Below are 15,584 nucleotides of genomic sequence, written 5' to 3'. Positions count from 1 at the left end.
CCTCGTTGCGCCTGGTGCCTGATCGAACCGGAGGTCCGGGGCTGATGGGTGAGCATCTGGCCGAGGACTCAGGCTAAGCAGGGGCACTGGGCATTGCTTGTGAACGTGATTACGACAACGCGGGAGCCGCATCAGTTGTTCCCGCCAGATCCCAGCGCGTCCACGAGGGTCGCGAGGGCCGCGCGGACGACGCCCGCGCGGACCGCCTGGCGGTCGCCGTCGAGGTGGAGCGCGATGGCGCGCGAGTCGCCGTCGATGGAGAGGCCGACGAAGGCGGTGCCCGGGGGCTGGCCGTCCTGGGGATCAGGTCCCGCGGCGCCGGTCGTGGACACGCCGACGTCGGCGGGGCGTCCGTCGATCGCACACGTCTGGCGCACGCCGCGGGCCATCTGCCGGGCCACGTCCGGGTGGACCGCGCCGTGGACCGCGAGGATCGACGAGTCGACCCCGAGGATCGTGCGCTTGAGGGCCGTGTCGTAGGAGACGATGCCGCCGAGGAGCGCGCGCGAGGCCCCCGGGACGCCGACGAGGGCGGCGGTGAGGAGGCCGCCCGTCAGCGACTCCGCGACGGCGATGCGACGGCCGCTCGCCACGAGGGCGGCGATGACGCGCTCGGCGAGCTGCTCGTCGGTCAGGTCATCGGGCGAGCTCATGAGGCGCGCTCCGCCCGCAGCGCCTGGCGCATGTAGTCGAGGCCGGAGAGGACCGTGAGGACGAACGCGATCGACATGAGCACCGTGTTCACGACGTGCATGCCGTCCCCGACGACATCCCAGAGCGGCAGCAGCGCGACGCTGATCGCCACGGCCTGCGCGACCGTCTTCAGCTTGCCGCCGCGCGACGCCGCGACGACGCGATCGCGGAGCACGGCGAAGCGGTACGCCGTGATCCCGAGCTCGCGCACGAGGATCACGATGGTCACCCACCAGGGCAACTCGCCGAGCACCGAGAGCATCACGAGCGCGGCACCCGTGAGCACCTTGTCGGCGATGGGGTCGAGCAGCTTGCCGAGGTCGGTCACGAGGTTGCGGCTGCGGGCGATGTGCCCGTCGACCCCGTCGGTCGCGATCGCGAGGATGAAGAGCGTGGCCGCCGCGTAGCGGAGCGGGCCGTCGGCACCGTCGTCGGCCGCGAGCAGGACGACGAAGACGGGGGCCAGCAGGATCCGGACGATCGTGAGGACGTTGGCGACGTTCCACGGGCTCGCCGGCGAGTCGCCCGCGCGCCACACGCGCGGTGCCCCGGTGCCCGGCACGCTCGATGCGCTCCGATCGGCCACGGGTCAGTCCCTCCCCGTGAGGCCCCAGGCGTCGTCGTCGCCCTCGGCCTCCACCTGCTCGTACGCGTCCAGGTCCTTGTGCAGCGGATCCGACGGGTAGCGGTTCCCGTCGTCCGCGTCCGGGACGGGCGCCGGAGCCGGGGCAGCCGCGGGCGCCGGTGCGGCCGCGGGCGTCTCCCAGCGGAGCGTCGCGAGCACGCCCGGGAGCTGCTCGGCCGAGACGAGCACGTCGCGCGCCTTCGATCCCTCGGACGGGCCGACGATCTCGCGCGCCTCGAGCAGGTCCATGAGGCGTCCGGCCTTGGCGAACCCGACGCGGAGCTTCCGCTGCAGCATCGACGTGGATCCGAACTGCGTGCTGACGACGAGCTCGGCGGCCGCGAGCAGCACTTCGAGGTCGTCGCCGATGTCCGCGTCGATCTCCTTGCGCTCCGCGGCGACCGCGACGTCCTGCCGGTACTCGGGTCGCGCCTGGCGCGTCACGTGCTCGACGACCTTGGCGATCTCCGCCTCCTGCACCCACGCGCCCTGCACGCGGACGGCCTTGTTGGCGCCCATGGGGAGGAAGAGGCCGTCGCCCTGGCCGATGAGCTTGTCGGCGCCGGGCTGGTCGAGGATCACGCGGGAGTCGGTCATGCTCGACACCGCGAACGCGAGGCGCGAGGGCACGTTGGCCTTGATGAGGCCGGTGACGACGTCGACCGACGGGCGCTGCGTGGCGAGCACGAGGTGGATGCCGGCGGCGCGTGCGAGCTGCGTGATGCGGACGATGGAGTCCTCGACGTCGCGGGGCGCGACCATCATGAGGTCCGCCAGCTCGTCGACCACCACGAGGAGGTACGGGTAGGGACGGAGCGTCCGCTCGCTGCCCTCCGGCAGCACGATGGATCCGCTCGTGACGGCCTTGTTGAAGTCGTCGATGTGGCGGAACCCGAAGCTGGCGAGGTCGTCGTACCTCATGTCCATCTCCTTCACCACCCACTGCAGCGCCTCGGCCGCCTTCTTCGGGTTGGTGATGATGGGGGTGATGAGGTGCGGCACGCCCGCGTAGATGGTGAGCTCCACGCGCTTCGGGTCGATGAGCACCATGCGCACATCGCTCGGCTTCGCGCGCATGAGGAGCGACGTGATCATGGAGTTGACGAAGCTCGACTTGCCGGAGCCCGTGGATCCCGCCACCAGGAGGTGGGGCATCTTCGCGAGGTTGGCGATGACGTAGCCGCCCTCGACGTCCTTGCCGACGCCGATGGTCATCGGATGCGCGCTGTTCGTCGCGGCGGACGAGCGGAGCACGTCGCCGAGCGAGACGATCTCGCGGTCGGTGTTCGGGATCTCCACGCCGATGGCGCTGCGGCCCGGGATGGGCGAGAGGATGCGGACCTCGTTGGAGGCGACCGCGTAGCTGATGTTCTTCGCGAGCGCCGTGACGCGCTCCACCTTGACGCCGGGCGCGAGCTCCAGCTCGTAGCGCGTGACCGTCGGGCCGCGCGAGAAGCCCGTGACCGTCGCGTCGACCTGGAAGTTCGTGAGCACCTCGGTGAGCGCACGCACCACCTCGTCGTTGACGGACGAGCGCGACTTCGCGGGCGTGCCGGGCGCGAGGGTGCTCGCGGCGGGCAGGCGGTAGGGCGCCTGCGGGGTGTCGGACTCCCCCGACACGATCGGGGCGTCGGATCCGTCGTCCTCGAAGCCGGGGAGGACGGCGGGCTCGTCGTCGTCGCGGATGCCGGTGGGGTGCACGGGGACGGAGGGCAGGATCGCGGTGGCCGTGGCGTCGACGGGTGCGTCGAGGTCGATGCGGCGGGTCGCGGCGTCGTCTCCCGCGAAGGCGCCGGGCTCCGGGCGGGAGGCGTCGGGATCCACGGTGCGGTCGATCACGGTCGTGGGCGCCTCGGCGGCGGCACCCCGGACGACCTCGTCGTCGGATCCGGCGTGCGGCGCGAGCACCGGGCTGTCGAACGCGGGCGCGTCCTCGCGCTGGCTGCGGTTGCGGCGCCACCACGGGAGGCTGTCGGTGTCGACCGGGCCGTCGTCGTCCAGCCCCTCGAGCTCGACCTGCTCGGTCGCCTGCGCCTTGCGGGCCGCGCGGTCGGCGGCGCGCTGCTCCTCGTCCACCGGCGGCGCGCCGAAGAGGTACGAGTACAGCTCGCGCAGCCGCATGCCGACGCGGTTCGGCGGCGTGCGGGTGATGATGAAGAGGGAGAGCACCAGGAGGATCCCCGCCACGACGCCCGCGCCGATCGACGTGATGAGCAGGGACAGCGGCGCGGCGAGCACCCAGCCGAGGACGCCGCCGGCGCGGGCCAGAGCGAGCATGCCGTCGCGCGGATCCGGCGCCCCGTTGAAGATGTGGCAGAGCGCGGCGATGGAGACCAGGAAGAGCGAGACGCCCACGCCGATCCGGCCGTTGTCGCTCACGGACGACGGGTGGCGGAAGAGCCAGAGGGCGAGGAGCACCATGACGATGGGCAACGCGAAGGCCACCCGGCCGAAGAGCCCCCCGAACGTGTACGCGTCGAAGGCCATGGCCACGTCGTTGAGCGGGTTGAACCACTCGACGACGACGCCCGCGATCGCGAGCACCACCAGGAGGAAGGGGATGCCGTCGCGGCGCTCCTCCTTCGCGAGCTTCTCGGGACCGAGGGCGCGGAAGAGGGCGCCTGTGGCGTGGGCGAGGCCCATCCACGCGGCGACGAGCGGGCCGCGCCGCTCCGACTGCACGGGGTAGGCGACGGTCTGCTGCTTCGTCTCGGCGGCACGGCCCTTGCGCGGGGGCGTTGCGCGCGGCGCGCCCGAGGAAGTCTTCCCGGCGCGGCTGGTCGACCTGGTGCTCGTAGCCATGCGACCCACGTTATCCCGCACCGCCGTCGCCGACGGGACGCCTGGCCGGGCGCGACGCTCCCCGCCCGGCCGCGGCATCAGTAGCGGATCGCATCGATGACGGACACGCGCACCGCCACGAGCGCGGGCAGCAGACCCGCGATCGCGCCCACGACCAGGGACGCGCCGAGCCCGAGGAGCGCCGCCGAGAGCGGGAACGGCGGGAACTCGGTGACACCCGAGGCGACGAACGAGAGGATCCACGGGTTCTTCACGATCGCCACCGCGGCCATGACCCCGACGACCCCGGCCGCCACGGTCGCCACGACGCTCTCCATCATCACCGCGAAGAACACGCGCCCCGCGCTCGCGCCGAAGCTGCGGCGGACGCCGATCTCGCGGATCCGCTGCTTCACGGTCACGAGCGAGATGTTCACGAGGCCGAGCGCGCCGAGGAGGAGCACGAGGCCCGCCACTCCCCCGACGAGGATCTTGACGGCCAGCAGCGGGTCGTAGTCGTAGGTCCCCCAGTCGCTGCGGCCGACGCTGACCTCCCACCCCTCGGGCGCGGTCGCCGCCACCTGAGAGGTGATGGCCGCGGTCAGCGCGTCGGCCTCCGCCTCGGGCACCCAGAACTCGGACTGCGGCGCCATCGCGTCGAGCGCGTCGTCGGACATCAGGCGCTCGGCGTCGGACGCCTGCAGGTACACGGTCGGCGGCTCCTCCGCGTACAGCGCGGGCACGGTGCCCACGACGACGCCCACGAGGTCGGACCGCTCGCCGTGCAGCACGGCGGAGGGGTGCGCGGCGATCTCGGGCGACCCGAGCTCCGCCAGGAACGCCGGGTTGACCACGAGCGCGGGCGCGAGGCGCTCGCCGTCACGCTCGACGAACCAACGGCCATCCGTCACGTCGACGCGACGCATCTGGCCGTAGTCCCGGTCGACCACGACCGTCTGGACCTGCACCCGGCCGCGCGCGAAGTCGACCGGCACCGTCGTGGAGCCGATGATCGTCGACCAGGTGATGCCGTACCGGTCGGCGACGTCCGCGAGGAGCGTGCGCTGCTCGGCGTAGGACAGGCCTGACCCGGTCGCGGAGTACGCGGACACCGACAGCGCGGCGGGTCGGCCCGACTGGCGCTCCATCTGCTCGGTCTGCGACTGCTGCACCACCGCGCCGAGGCCGACGACCGAGGTGATCGCCGCCACCGCGACCGCGACGCCGATGAGCGACAGCATCACGCGCGTGCGGTGGATCCGCAGCTCGGCCCATGCCTCCACGACCGCGCCCACGAGACCGGTCGCCGTGCGCGACAGCCAGCCACTCATGCGAGCACCCCGCGGGTGAGGGCCTCGGCGGGCGCGAGGACACCCGCCTCGAGGCGGTGGTGCCGATCCGCGCGGGCCGCGACGGTCGGGTCGTGCGTGATGGTCACCAGCGCCGCGCCGGACGCGTGCGCGACCTCGGCGAGCAGGGTCATCACGGTGGCGCCGGTCTCGATGTCGAGGGCGCCGGTCGGCTCGTCCGCGAGGATCAGCCGCGGCGAGCGCACGAGGGCACGGGCGATGGCGACGCGCTGCTGCTCGCCGCCGGACATGGTCTCCGGCATGGAGTCGATGCGGTGGCCGAGGCCGACCCGCTCGAGCATGTCGGCCGCGATCGACGCGCGCCGCCAGAACGTGCGGCCGGTCGAGTAGAGCAGCGGTGTCATCACGTTCTCGCGGGCCGTGCGTCCCTGCAGCAGGTTGAACTGCTGGAAGATGAAGCCGATGTCGCCGCCGCGGGCCCGGTCACGCCGGGATCCGGAGACGCGGGCCATGGGCACGTCGTCGAGGAAGACCTCGCCGGTGGTGGGGGTGTCGAGCAGACCCAGGATGTTCAGCAGCGTCGACTTGCCCGATCCCGACCGGCCCACGATCGAGACGTGGTCGCCGACGGACACGTCGAGGTCGACGCCGTGCAGGATCGTCAGCGGCTCGTCGTCCGGCCGCTCGACCGTTCGGGTCACCTGCTCCAGGCGGATCAGGCTCATCCGCCGTACCCGCCCTGCATCATCATCGCCTCGTCCTCGGGGACGGGCGCGCCGGGCACGAACTCGAGCACCATGTCGCCCTCCGCGAGGCCCGAGGTGATCTGCACCATCTCGCCGTCGCTGATGCCCAGGCCGACGGCGCGCTCCTCCGGCTCGCCGGTGTCCGAGGCGAGCCAGACGTTGCCGGTGTCGGCGAGGCCCTCGACCGCGGTCGTCGGGAGCGTCAGCACGTCGGGCGCCTCGCCCGCGGGGATCGTGATGTCGGCCGCGAGCCCCGGGAAGACGCGCGTGCCGGCCGGCACGGCGCAGGAGACGGTCGCGCCGGTGGAGGCCGACTCGGTGCCACCGGTGGATCCGGTGCCACCCGCGCCACCCGCGTCGCCCGTCGAGCCGGCACCTCCGGCGCCGCCCGCCGCCTGCTGCCCGATGCGCAGGTCCGCGCACTCGAAGGGCGCGGGGCCCGACGTGATCGCGACCCGTGCCGTCGTCGGCTGCATGACGAGCCGGTACTGCTCCTCCGCGGTGAGCGGGGCCATCGCACGGAAGGTGGGGGTGCGATCCGGCCGACCGCGTCGCCCACGGCGACCTCCTGGCCGACGAGCACGCCGAGCTCCGCGAGCGACCCGGCGGCGGATGCGGTGACGGTCTCGGTGACGACCTTGGGCTTCGGCTGCGTGACAGTGCCGTCGGCGGCGATCACCGGATCCACCGGCGTCTCCTGGCGGATGACGAGGATCGGGTCGCCGGCCGCGAGCGTCGCGCCCCGGCCGGCGACGAGCTTCGAGACCTTCCCCTGCAGCGTCGCCTTCACGGCCACGTCGGGATCCGGCTGGATGCTGCCCTTCACCGTGACGTCGTTGACCACGGTCGCGATCGACGCCGGCACCTGCGACTCCACGACCGAGCCCGTCGGCGCCTGGGCGACCTCCTCGGTCGTCGTCCCGAAGAACGCCATGCGCACGAGGGCCACCGCGATGGCGGCCAGCACGACGAGCCTCGTGATCGGGAGGATCCATCTCCGCCAGATGCCCACGGCCGCTCCTTCCCCGGCGGTCCCCAGCGGCCCGTCCGGTCACCTCCGACGCTAGGGGCGGCGCCGTGCGCGGCGCTTCGCCTACGGGGATGACATGCCCACCCCCGAGCGGGGGCCGCGCGGACCGTCCCGCCGGTACGTCAGGAGGGGGCGGGGTCTCCCCCGCCCCCTCCTGGATCCGCTCCGGCCTCCCGGCGTGCGGCCTACGCCTCGATGACCACCGGGATGATCATCGGGCGGCGGCGGTGCGACGAGTTGACCCAGCGCCCGACCGTGCGCCGCACGACCTGCGAGTACGCGTGCGTGTCGCGCGTGCCGTTGGCCGCGGCCTCCGCGAGCGCCTTGACGACGAGCGGCTTGACGCTGTCGAAGACCTTGGAGTCCTCGGCGAACCCGCGGGCCTCGATCTCGGGGCCGATGATGGCCTTGCCCGTCTGCGGCTCGACCACCACGAAGATCGTGACGAACCCCTCTTCCGAGAGGATGCGGCGGTCCTTGAGGTCGGCGTCGGTGATCTCTCCCACCGTCGAGCCGTCGACGTAGACGTAGACGTAGCCGACGTCGAGCTGGCCCGTGACGCGCACGTGCCCGTCCTTCATGTCGAGGACGGTGCCGTGCTCCGCGAGGAACGTGTTGCGCTCCGGCACGCCGGTCTGGATGGCCAGCTGCTGGTTCGCGACCAGGTGGCGGTACTCGCCGTGCACCGGCAGGACGTTGCGCGGCTTGAGGATGTTGTAGCAGTAGAGCAGCTCGCCGGCGGCCGCGTGGCCCGAGACGTGGACCTTCGCGTTGGCCTTGTGCACCACGTTCGCGCCGAGCTTCGTGAGCCCGTTGATCACGCGGTAGACGGCGTTCTCGTTGCCCGGGATGAGGCTCGACGCGAGGATGACGGTGTCGTCCTGCCCGATCTCGATCTGGTGCTCGAGGTTCGCCATGCGGCTCAGCACGGCCATCGGCTCGCCCTGCGATCCCGTGCTCATGTAGACGATCTGGTCGTCGGGCAGGTTGACGGCCTTCTTGGAGTCGATGAGGACCCCCTCCGGCACCTTCAGGTAGCCGAGCTCGGCTGCGATGGTCATGTTGCGGATCATCGAGCGGCCGATGAACGCGACGCGCCGGCCGTTCGCGTGCGCGGCGTCGAGCACCTGCTGCACGCGGTGCACGTGGCTGGAGAAGCTCGCGACGATGACGCGTCGCGGCGCCTTCGAGATGACGGCCTCGAGCACGGGGCCGATGGACCGCTCGGTGGGCGTGAAGCCGGGGACGTCCGCGTTGGTGGAGTCCGACATGAAGAGGTCGATGCCGGCCTCGCCGAGGCGCGCGAAGGCGCGGAGGTCGGTGATCCGGTCGTCGAGCGGGAGCTGGTCCATCTTGAAGTCGCCGGTGTGCAGCACGCTGCCCGCCTCGGTCGTGATGGCGACGGCCAGCGCGTCCGGGATGGAGTGGTTGACGGCGACGAACTCGAGCTCGAACGGGCCGAGGCGCTCGCGGTCGCCCTCCTTCACCTGGAACGTGTACGGCGTGATCCGGTGCTCCTTGAGCTTCGCCTCGATGAGGGCGAGCGTGAGGCCGGAGCCGATCAGCGGGATGTCCTGCTTCAGCTTGAGGAGGTACGGGACGGCGCCGATGTGGTCCTCGTGGCCGTGCGTGAGGACGATGCCGACGACGTCGTCGAGGCGGTCCGCGATGGAGGAGAAGTCCGGGAGGATCAGGTCGACGCCCGGCTGGTGCTCCTCGGGGAAGAGCACGCCGCAGTCGACGACGAGGATCTTGCCGTCGATCTCGAACGTCGTCATGTTGCGGCCGATCTCGCCGAGACCGCCGATCGGCGTGATGCGCAGGATGCCGGGCTTGAGCTCCGGCGGATCGTAGACGGCCTGGGGCATGGGGCTCCTCTGGTGACGGTGCGGCCCGAGGGGACCGGCGATGGGATGCTCGGGGCGCGTCAGCGCGTGGTGCCAGCGACCTGCGGCAGCGCTCCACCCGCCGCGGCATTGCGGTCGGGGCGGAAGTTGCGGAAATCGACGCCGGGGACGTCGCGCAGAGGATCGATCTCGTCCTCGATCTGCGCCGCCTCCCACTCCTCGGGGCCCACCAGAGGCAGGCGCACGCGCGGGCTGCCGATGCGGCCGAGTCCGTGGAGGATGTACTTCGCCGCGACCGTGCCGGGCACGTGCGTCATGACGGCGCGGACGAGCGGCTCGAGCTGCTGGTGCGCGTGGGTGGCGGCGGCCAGGTCGCCCGCGTTCACGGCGTCGACCATGGTGCGGTACGGGGTCGCGGTGATGTTGGCGGTGACGCCGATGAGGCCCGTGCCGCCGATGGCGAGGGTCGGCAGCGCGTTCGCGTCGTCGCCCGCGAAGTACATGAGGCCGGTCTGGTTGAGCACGCGACTGGCCTGCGCGAGGTCGCCCTTGGCGTCCTTCACGGCGAGGATGTTCGGGTGCTTGGCGGCGCGGAGGATCGTCTCGTACTGGATCGGGATGCCCGTGCGGCCGGGGATGTCGTAGAGGATGACGGGGAGGTCGGTCGCGTCGGCGATCATGCGGAAGTGCGTGAGCACGCCGGCCTGCGTGGGCTTGTTGTAGTACGGCGTGACGATCATGTTGCCGTCGGCGCCCGCCTTCTCGCTCTGGCGCGCGAGCTGCATGGCGTGGGCGGTCTCGTTGGATCCGCCGCCCGTGATGATCTTCGCGCGGCCCGCGCTCACGGACCGGCCGACCTCGACGAGCTTGATCTTCTCGGGGTCGGTGAGGGTGCTGGTCTCGCCCGTGGTGCCGGTGACGACGATGCCGTCGGCGCCCGCGACGATGACGTCGTCCATGTGCTTCTCGACGCCCGCCCAGTCGACCTCGCCATCGGCGGTGAACGGGGTGACGAGCGCCACCAGGACCTGGCCGAACGGGTTCTCTGTGGACACGGGCACCATCGTAACGGGCGACGGACGCCCAATCCCGGCTTCGCTACGGGGCGACGCGGCCGTTCTTCTGGAAGGCGGCGTGCGTCAGGGGCATGAGCCGCTCGAACTCGGTCTCCATCTTCTCGGCGCACATCTCGATCTCCCGCTGCGGGAAGCTCGGGAACGTCGAGTCCTCGTGCTTGGTGCGCAGCGACAGGAAGTTCATCAGCGCGCGGGCGTTGAGCGTGACGTACATCGACGAGTAGATGTTGAGCGGCAGCACGATGCGGGCGACCTCGCGTGCCACGCCCTGCTCGAGCATCCGCTGGTAGGAGGCGTACGCCTCGGCGGACGTGCGGCGGGTCTCCTCCTGCACGAGCGCGGTCTGCTCGGGGGTGCCCGCGTGGAACTCGTAGGCGCCGGGCTTGCCGACCTGCACGAGGTTGCGCTCGGGACCGGGCACGTAGAACACGGCGTCGAGCTCCTTGTAGCGGCCCGACTCCTCGTTGTAGGAGGCCATGCGGTGCCGCATGAACTCGCGGAACACGAAGATCGGCGCCTGCACGTAGAAGGTCATGGAGTTGTGCTCGAAGGGCGATCCGTGGCGGTCGCGCATGAGGTAGTTGATGAGGCCGCGGTCGCGCTTGACCCGCTTCTCCTCGGCCTCGGTGTCGACGTCGCCCTCGAGGGCGCGGTCCAGGCCGTCGGGCTCGTCGAGCGCGCGTTCGAGCGTCTTCTCGCCGGCGGTGGAGACGCGCGCGGCGAAGATCACGTCGGAGTCGTGGGCGCTGGAGCGGACGAGCTCCACGGTCATGTCTGAGCGGAAGGCGATGTCATCGTGGGGCACGACCGTCACTGTACGCGACGGCCCGACCGCGCCCGCGCGCGGCTCCTCCCGGCTGCCGCGCGGGGCCGCGTCCTAGGCTGGTGGGCACCGACGAAGGGCTCGACCATGTCCGACAGCACCGCATCCCCCGCTCCGCTCACCGTCCTCATCTCGGGTGCCGGTGGCACGATCGGCACCGAGCTGCAGGCCCAGCTGCACGCCGCCGGCCATCGCGTGCAGACGCTCGTGCGCCACGCACCGTCCTCGCCCGACGAGCACGAGTGGCAGCCCGCCGATGGGCGCCTGGATCCCGCGGTGCTCGACGACGTGGACGCCGTCGTGAACCTCTCGGGCGCCTCCATCAGCCGGCTGCCCTGGACGAAGGCGTACCAGGAGGAGATCCGCGCGTCGCGCGTCTCCGCCACGCGGACGATCGTCGACGCGATCGCGTCCTCGTCGAACCCGCCCCGGGTGCTGCTGAACGGATCCGCCGTGGGCTTCTACGGCGACCGCCCTGCCGAGCGCCTCACGGAGGACTCGCCGCGCGGTGCGGGGTTCCTCGCGGAGGTCGTGGAGGCGTGGGAGGCCGAGGCCTTCCACGCGCCAGCCGACGTCCGCGCCGCCACCCTGCGCACCGGGCTCGTGCTCGCGCAGGCGGGAGCGCTCGCGCCGTTGCGCCTGCTCACCAACATCGGGCTCGCCGGCAGGCTCGGCACCGGCGGCCAGGTCTGGCCGTGGATCAGCCTCCGCGACGAGGCCGCCGCCATCGTGCACCTGCTGACGTCGTCCGTCTCCGGACCCGTGAACCTCACCGGCCCCGAGCCCGTCATGGCCGACCGGCTCATGCGGTACCTGGCGAAGCGCATGCACCGCCCCTACCTGGTGCCGGCGCCCGAGTTCCTCATCCGCCTCGCGCTGCAGGAGGCGGGGCAGGAGCTGCTGCTCTCCAGCCAGCCGGCACGACCCGAGAAGCTGCTCGCCGACAGATTCGCCTTCCGCGACCCCACGGTGGAGCTCGCCATCGACCGGCTGCTCGCGAAGAGCTGAGCAGGGCCGGGCGACCTGCGGCGCGGCTCGTCGCCGCAAGCCCGGTCGGTCAGGCGGCAGGCTCGGCGCGATGCAGCGCGATGGCGCGGCGGATCGCGCCGCGCGCCCGGCGACGGTCGCCGCTCGCGTCGTACGCGAGGCCGAGACGGAACCACGCGCGCCAGCTGGCGGGATCCTGCTCCACCTCGGCCTGGTACGCGGGGAACGCCTCGTCGGCGGCGTCCCGGATCGGACGACCGCTCGCGCGGGTGGGCAGGTCGGCGACGGGCAGGCCGCCCTCCCCGTCGAGGATCCGCGCCAGGCGCGCGCTCCGCACGCCGAAGGACAGCTCGCGCACGAGCGCCCACACGCCGACGAGCGGGAGGATCAGGAGCGCGAGCCCGAACACGACGCCGACGGGCTCGCCCGAGATCAGCAGCAGCACGGCGATCTGGCCGGCCAGCGTGAGGTACAGCACCATGAGCACCGCCATGACGGCGACGCCGATGCGCGTCCCCATCAGGCGCTCGTGACGGTGGCGGCCTGGCCGCTCGGCCCGCCGTCGTCCACGGGTCCCGACGCGGCGCCGGTGGGCGCCGTCTGCGTCGCGCGCTCGCGCGAGCCGTCCATGTCGATGAGGCGGTCGAGCCCGACGACGACGCCGCGCGCGGTGCGGGTGGCCCGGAGGGCGAGCAGGATCCCGGCCTCGTAGGCGCTCGGCGCGAGCGTGTCGTGGCTGATGGTGAGCACCTCGCCGTTGCCGCCGAAGACGACGTCCTGCTTGGCGACGACCCCCTGCATGCGGAGGCTGTGCACCGGGATGCTCGCCACCTGCTGGCCGCGCGCCCGCTGGTCCGTGTGCGGCGCCTGCACGGGCCCCCGCGAGCCGCGCGCCTGGGACATCAGCTCGGCGGTGCGGACGGCCGTGCCCGACGGCGAGTCGATCTTGGACGCGCCGTGCGCCTCGACGATCTCGATGGAGTCGTAGAAGCGGGCCGCCATCTGCGCGAACGAGGTCGCGAGCACGCTGCCGACGGAGAAGTTCGGGATGATGACGACGCCCACGGCGAGGTTGCCGGTGATGCGCCGCTCGAGCTCGGTGATCCGCTCGCCCGTCCAGCCGCTCGTGCCCACGAGCACGTTCATGCCGTGCGCGACCGCGTACTCGACGACGCCCTGGCTGACCGCCGGCAGCGTCACGTCGACCGCGATGTCGGCGCCGAGCATGTCCGACAGCTCACCCTTGGAGTCGAGGCTGGCGACGAGCTCGAACTCGTCGCTCGCCTCGACGATCTGCGAGATGAGCTGGCCCATGCGTCCCGTTGCGCCGACGACGGCGACCGTGGTTGTCATCCGCCCAACGTACCGGCGCGCGTGGCCAGGACACTGGGCGGCAGGCGCGCCGGAGCCGCTAGTAGGGCTGCTGCTCCGGGAGGCCGGTGCGCAGCTCGACCGGCAGGTGGCCGAGGTCGTTGTGCACCACGAGGACAGGCGGCTTCGCGGAGCGAACGCGGATGATGGTGAGGCCGCAGTTGGCCTGGTTGATGCCCATCCACCGCCATTCCGGCGCGTCGAACACGTGCCGCACGAACCACGCGATGACGAAGTTGTGGGTGATGAGGAGGTCGTGCCGGTCCTCGCGGGCGGGTGCGAGGAACTCGCTCACCGCGTCCGCCATCTGGGCGCTCCCCGCGTCGATCTCCTCCTCGGTGACGCCGCCGAAGAACGACATGAACGCGTGCGGCATGTCCGGCACCGGTCCCGAGGGGATGCAGTCGAACAGCAGCGACGACGGCTCCGGCTCGATGGCCGGCATGTGCTCCGCCATGATCGCGGCCGTCTCCTCCGCCCGCGCGAGCGGCGAGTGCCGCACGGAGGTGAACGGGACGCCGCTCAGCCGGTCGGCGATGCAGTGGGCCTGGCGCTTGCCGCGACCCGACAGCGGACCGTCGGGCAGGCCGTGCTCGGCGTCCTGCTGCTCGCCGTGGCGCACGAGGTAGATGTAGTGGGACACGGTTCCTCCTACAGGAGCGCGGGGGTGTCGAGCAGCGGGGCGAACGCGTCGGCTCCGACGGTCCCCACGGCGGCGATCGACAGCGGTCGTGAGATCAGGTCGGATGCGAGGGCGCGGACGTCCTCGGCGGTGACGCGGGACAGGCGCACGAGCGTCTCGTCCAGGTCGACGTACTCGCCGGTGGTGATCTCCGACCGGCCGAGCCGCGACATGCGCGTGTCCGAATCCTCGAGAGCGAGGGCGGACTGGCCGGAGAGCTGGCCGAACGCGCGCGACAGCTCCTCCTCGGTGACGTGCTGCTCGGCGAGCTTCTGGAACTCGTCGACCATGAGGCGCGACACCTGGGCGGTCTTCGCGGCCGTGCATCCGGCGTAGAGGCCGAAGACGCCCGCGTCCGAGTAGGAGGCGCTGAACGAGTAGACGGAGTACGCGAGGCCGCGCTTCTCGCGCACCTCCTGGAACAGGCGCGAGGACATGCCGCCGCCGAGCACCGAGTTGAGCATCGCGAGGGCGGGCCGACGGTCGTCGGATGCGGCGAGGCCCGGCACGCCGAGCAGGATGTTGGTCTGCTCGATGGGGCGGTCGACGACGACGAGGTCGCTGCGGCGCGTGATCATCGGCGCGGCACCCGTGCGACGCGCGACCGGGACCGCCGCGATCGAGAGGTCCCAGCCGGCGCGCTCGAGCCCGGCGGTGACGCGCGCGACGAGGGCGTCGTGATCGACGGCGCCCGCCGCGGTGATGACGAGGTCCTGCGGGCGGTAGTTGCGGCGGTAGTGCGCGACGACGGCGTCACGCTCGGCGGCCTCGATGTCCGCGGGGCTGCCGCCGATGGGGCGGCCGAGAGGGTGATCCCCCAGCACGGCCTCGAAGAAGCGCTCGCTGACGATGTCGCCCGGGTCATCGTCCGCCATGGCGAGCTCCTCGAGGATGACCCCGCGCTCGGTCTCGAACTCCTCGGCGTCGATGAGGCTGGAGGTGACCATGTCGGCCAGCACGTCGACGGCCATGCTGAGATCGCGATCCTGCACCTTGGCGTAGTAGCAGGTGTACTCCTTGGCGGTGACGGCGTTGTGCTCGCCGCCGACCGCGTCGAAGGACACGGCGATGTCGAGCGCCGTGCGCGACGGAGTGCCCTTGAAGAGGAGGTGCTCGAGGAAGTGCGTGGATCCCAGGTCGCCCGGCTGCTCGTCGCGCGAGCCGACCGCGACCCACATGCCGATCGTGGCGCTGCGGCTGCCGGGCACGTCCTCGCTGAGGATGCGCACGCCGGACGGGAGCACGGAGCGCCGGACACGGGCGCCGCCCGTCGACTGCACGGTGAGCTCAGGGAGGTCGAGAGGGAGTTCTACGGCGCGGGACATCAGCGTCACCCTACGCCACGGGCCCGGCGCGAGCCCGGGCGCTGCCGTACGGCGAGGGGCCGCTCACGGACATCCGGGTCCGGCGTCGCGGGTCCCGCACGCGCCCCCGACCAGCACCGTCGACCCCTGGAGGACACGGATGGTGACCGGACCGACCTGGACCGGGAGGGTGCCCGGGATCTGCTGCCACCCACCGCCGTCGAAGCGGTAGCTGGGCGAGTACGCGATCGTCAACGTCACCTGCCGGACACCGACGCTCGGATACACGTGACTCGTGTCCGTCGCCGT

Annotated in this window: 15 protein-coding genes and 1 pseudogene; 2 read left to right on the top strand and 14 right to left on the bottom strand. The window is 72.0% G+C overall.

What is annotated here, in order from left to right:
- Positions 1-131 precede the first annotated feature (131 nt).
- The 6 genes from HDR73_RS13920 to HDR73_RS13895 form a co-directional block, all read right to left on the bottom strand.
- Positions 132-653: a CinA family protein gene (locus tag HDR73_RS13920; RefSeq protein ID WP_012298598.1), complete on the bottom strand. Its 522-nt coding sequence runs from the start codon at positions 651-653 to the stop codon at positions 132-134.
- Positions 650-1,279 (bottom strand): CDP-diacylglycerol--glycerol-3-phosphate 3-phosphatidyltransferase, encoded by a 630-nt coding sequence (pgsA, locus tag HDR73_RS13915; RefSeq protein WP_012298597.1) that lies wholly within the window; start codon positions 1,277-1,279, stop codon positions 650-652. The genes HDR73_RS13920 and pgsA overlap by 4 nt, the downstream gene beginning before the upstream one ends.
- Positions 1,280-1,282: 3 nt before the next feature.
- The gene (locus tag HDR73_RS13910) at positions 1,283-4,120 is read right to left on the bottom strand and encodes an FtsK/SpoIIIE family DNA translocase (protein WP_094169892.1); all 2,838 of its coding nucleotides are present in this window, start codon (positions 4,118-4,120) and stop codon (positions 1,283-1,285) included.
- Positions 4,121-4,197: 77 nt separating this feature from the next.
- Complete coding sequence (locus HDR73_RS13905; RefSeq protein ID WP_012298595.1) at positions 4,198-5,430, bottom strand: ABC transporter permease; 1,233 nt, start codon at positions 5,428-5,430, stop codon at positions 4,198-4,200.
- Complete coding sequence (locus HDR73_RS13900) at positions 5,427-6,134, bottom strand: ABC transporter ATP-binding protein (RefSeq protein ID WP_012298594.1); 708 nt, start codon at positions 6,132-6,134, stop codon at positions 5,427-5,429. Before HDR73_RS13900 ends, HDR73_RS13905 begins: the two co-directional genes overlap by 4 nt.
- Positions 6,131-6,670 (bottom strand): permuted SH3 domain-containing protein, encoded by a 540-nt coding sequence (locus HDR73_RS13895; RefSeq protein ID WP_223842739.1) that lies wholly within the window; start codon positions 6,668-6,670, stop codon positions 6,131-6,133. The genes HDR73_RS13900 and HDR73_RS13895 overlap by 4 nt, the downstream gene beginning before the upstream one ends.
- Positions 6,671-6,772: 102 nt before the next feature.
- Between HDR73_RS13895 and HDR73_RS13890 the strand changes: the two genes are divergently transcribed.
- Positions 6,773-7,222: a hypothetical protein gene (locus HDR73_RS13890; RefSeq protein WP_246865596.1), complete on the top strand. Its 450-nt coding sequence runs from the start codon at positions 6,773-6,775 to the stop codon at positions 7,220-7,222.
- A 148-nt stretch (positions 7,223-7,370) separates the two neighbouring features.
- Here HDR73_RS13890 and HDR73_RS13885 read toward each other — a convergent pair whose 3' ends face one another.
- Genes HDR73_RS13885 through thyX form a run of 3 tightly spaced genes read right to left on the bottom strand, consistent with a single transcriptional unit; the run spans position 7,371 to position 10,922 of the window.
- Positions 7,371-9,053 carry a ribonuclease J gene (locus HDR73_RS13885; RefSeq protein WP_012298593.1) on the bottom strand — a complete coding sequence of 561 codons (1,683 nt, stop codon included), beginning with the start codon at positions 9,051-9,053 and terminating at the stop codon, positions 7,371-7,373.
- Between the two features lie 59 nt (positions 9,054-9,112).
- Entirely contained in the window at positions 9,113-10,096 is a 984-nt protein-coding gene (gene dapA, locus HDR73_RS13880; protein WP_012298592.1) for a 4-hydroxy-tetrahydrodipicolinate synthase, read from the bottom strand.
- Positions 10,097-10,130: 34 nt separating this feature from the next.
- Positions 10,131-10,922, bottom strand: a complete 792-nt coding sequence (gene thyX / locus HDR73_RS13875) for an FAD-dependent thymidylate synthase (RefSeq protein WP_012298591.1) — start codon at positions 10,920-10,922, stop codon at positions 10,131-10,133.
- 96 nt (positions 10,923-11,018) lie between these two features.
- Here thyX and HDR73_RS13870 point away from each other — a divergent pair, with 96 nt between their 5' ends.
- Positions 11,019-11,939 carry a TIGR01777 family oxidoreductase gene (locus tag HDR73_RS13870; RefSeq protein WP_012298590.1) on the top strand — a complete coding sequence of 307 codons (921 nt, stop codon included), beginning with the start codon at positions 11,019-11,021 and terminating at the stop codon, positions 11,937-11,939.
- A gap of 49 nt (positions 11,940-11,988) precedes the next feature.
- On the opposite strand, the gene HDR73_RS13865 is transcribed toward HDR73_RS13870, so the two are convergent.
- The 5 genes and pseudogenes from HDR73_RS13865 to HDR73_RS13845 all read right to left on the bottom strand — a co-directional run.
- Complete coding sequence (locus HDR73_RS13865) at positions 11,989-12,438, bottom strand: hypothetical protein (RefSeq protein WP_012298589.1); 450 nt, start codon at positions 12,436-12,438, stop codon at positions 11,989-11,991.
- A complete protein-coding gene (dapB, locus tag HDR73_RS13860; protein WP_012298588.1) occupies positions 12,438-13,271 on the bottom strand; it encodes a 4-hydroxy-tetrahydrodipicolinate reductase in 834 nt (277 codons plus the stop codon). Before dapB ends, HDR73_RS13865 begins: the two co-directional genes overlap by 1 nt.
- Positions 13,272-13,329: 58 nt before the next feature.
- Positions 13,330-13,932, bottom strand: a complete 603-nt coding sequence (locus HDR73_RS13855) for a histidine phosphatase family protein (protein ID WP_012298587.1) — start codon at positions 13,930-13,932, stop codon at positions 13,330-13,332.
- Positions 13,933-13,940: 8 nt separating this feature from the next.
- On the bottom strand, positions 13,941-15,296 hold the full coding sequence (locus HDR73_RS13850) for a M16 family metallopeptidase (protein WP_041464463.1): 1,356 nt from the start codon (positions 15,294-15,296) through the stop codon (positions 13,941-13,943).
- Positions 15,297-15,359: 63 nt separating this feature from the next.
- Positions 15,360-15,584, bottom strand: a pseudogene (locus HDR73_RS13845) (hypothetical protein); the annotation flags it as partial.

This window comes from Clavibacter sp. (genome assembly GCF_014802555.1).
Taxonomy (GTDB): Bacteria; Actinomycetota; Actinomycetes; order Actinomycetales; family Microbacteriaceae; genus Clavibacter; species Clavibacter sepedonicus.
This window is presented reverse-complemented; position numbering and strand designations above follow the sequence as displayed.

Coding starts and splice junctions, on each gene's coding strand:
- HDR73_RS13870 (WP_012298590.1), top strand. CDS start 11,019: ATGTCCGACAGCACCGCATCCCCCGCTCCGCTCACCGTCCTCATCTCG.
- HDR73_RS13920 (WP_012298598.1), bottom strand. CDS start 653: ATGAGCTCGCCCGATGACCTGACCGACGAGCAGCTCGCCGAGCGCGTC.
- dapB (WP_012298588.1), bottom strand. CDS start 13,271: ATGACAACCACGGTCGCCGTCGTCGGCGCAACGGGACGCATGGGCCAG.
- HDR73_RS13850 (WP_041464463.1), bottom strand. CDS start 15,296: ATGTCCCGCGCCGTAGAACTCCCTCTCGACCTCCCTGAGCTCACCGTG.
- HDR73_RS13885 (WP_012298593.1), bottom strand. CDS start 9,053: ATGCCCCAGGCCGTCTACGATCCGCCGGAGCTCAAGCCCGGCATCCTG.
- HDR73_RS13910 (WP_094169892.1), bottom strand. CDS start 4,120: ATGGCTACGAGCACCAGGTCGACCAGCCGCGCCGGGAAGACTTCCTCG.
- HDR73_RS13865 (WP_012298589.1), bottom strand. CDS start 12,438: ATGGGGACGCGCATCGGCGTCGCCGTCATGGCGGTGCTCATGGTGCTG.
- HDR73_RS13900 (WP_012298594.1), bottom strand. CDS start 6,134: ATGAGCCTGATCCGCCTGGAGCAGGTGACCCGAACGGTCGAGCGGCCG.
- HDR73_RS13905 (WP_012298595.1), bottom strand. CDS start 5,430: ATGAGTGGCTGGCTGTCGCGCACGGCGACCGGTCTCGTGGGCGCGGTC.
- HDR73_RS13895 (WP_223842739.1), bottom strand. CDS start 6,670: ATGGCCCCGCTCACCGCGGAGGAGCAGTACCGGCTCGTCATGCAGCCG.
- dapA (WP_012298592.1), bottom strand. CDS start 10,096: ATGGTGCCCGTGTCCACAGAGAACCCGTTCGGCCAGGTCCTGGTGGCG.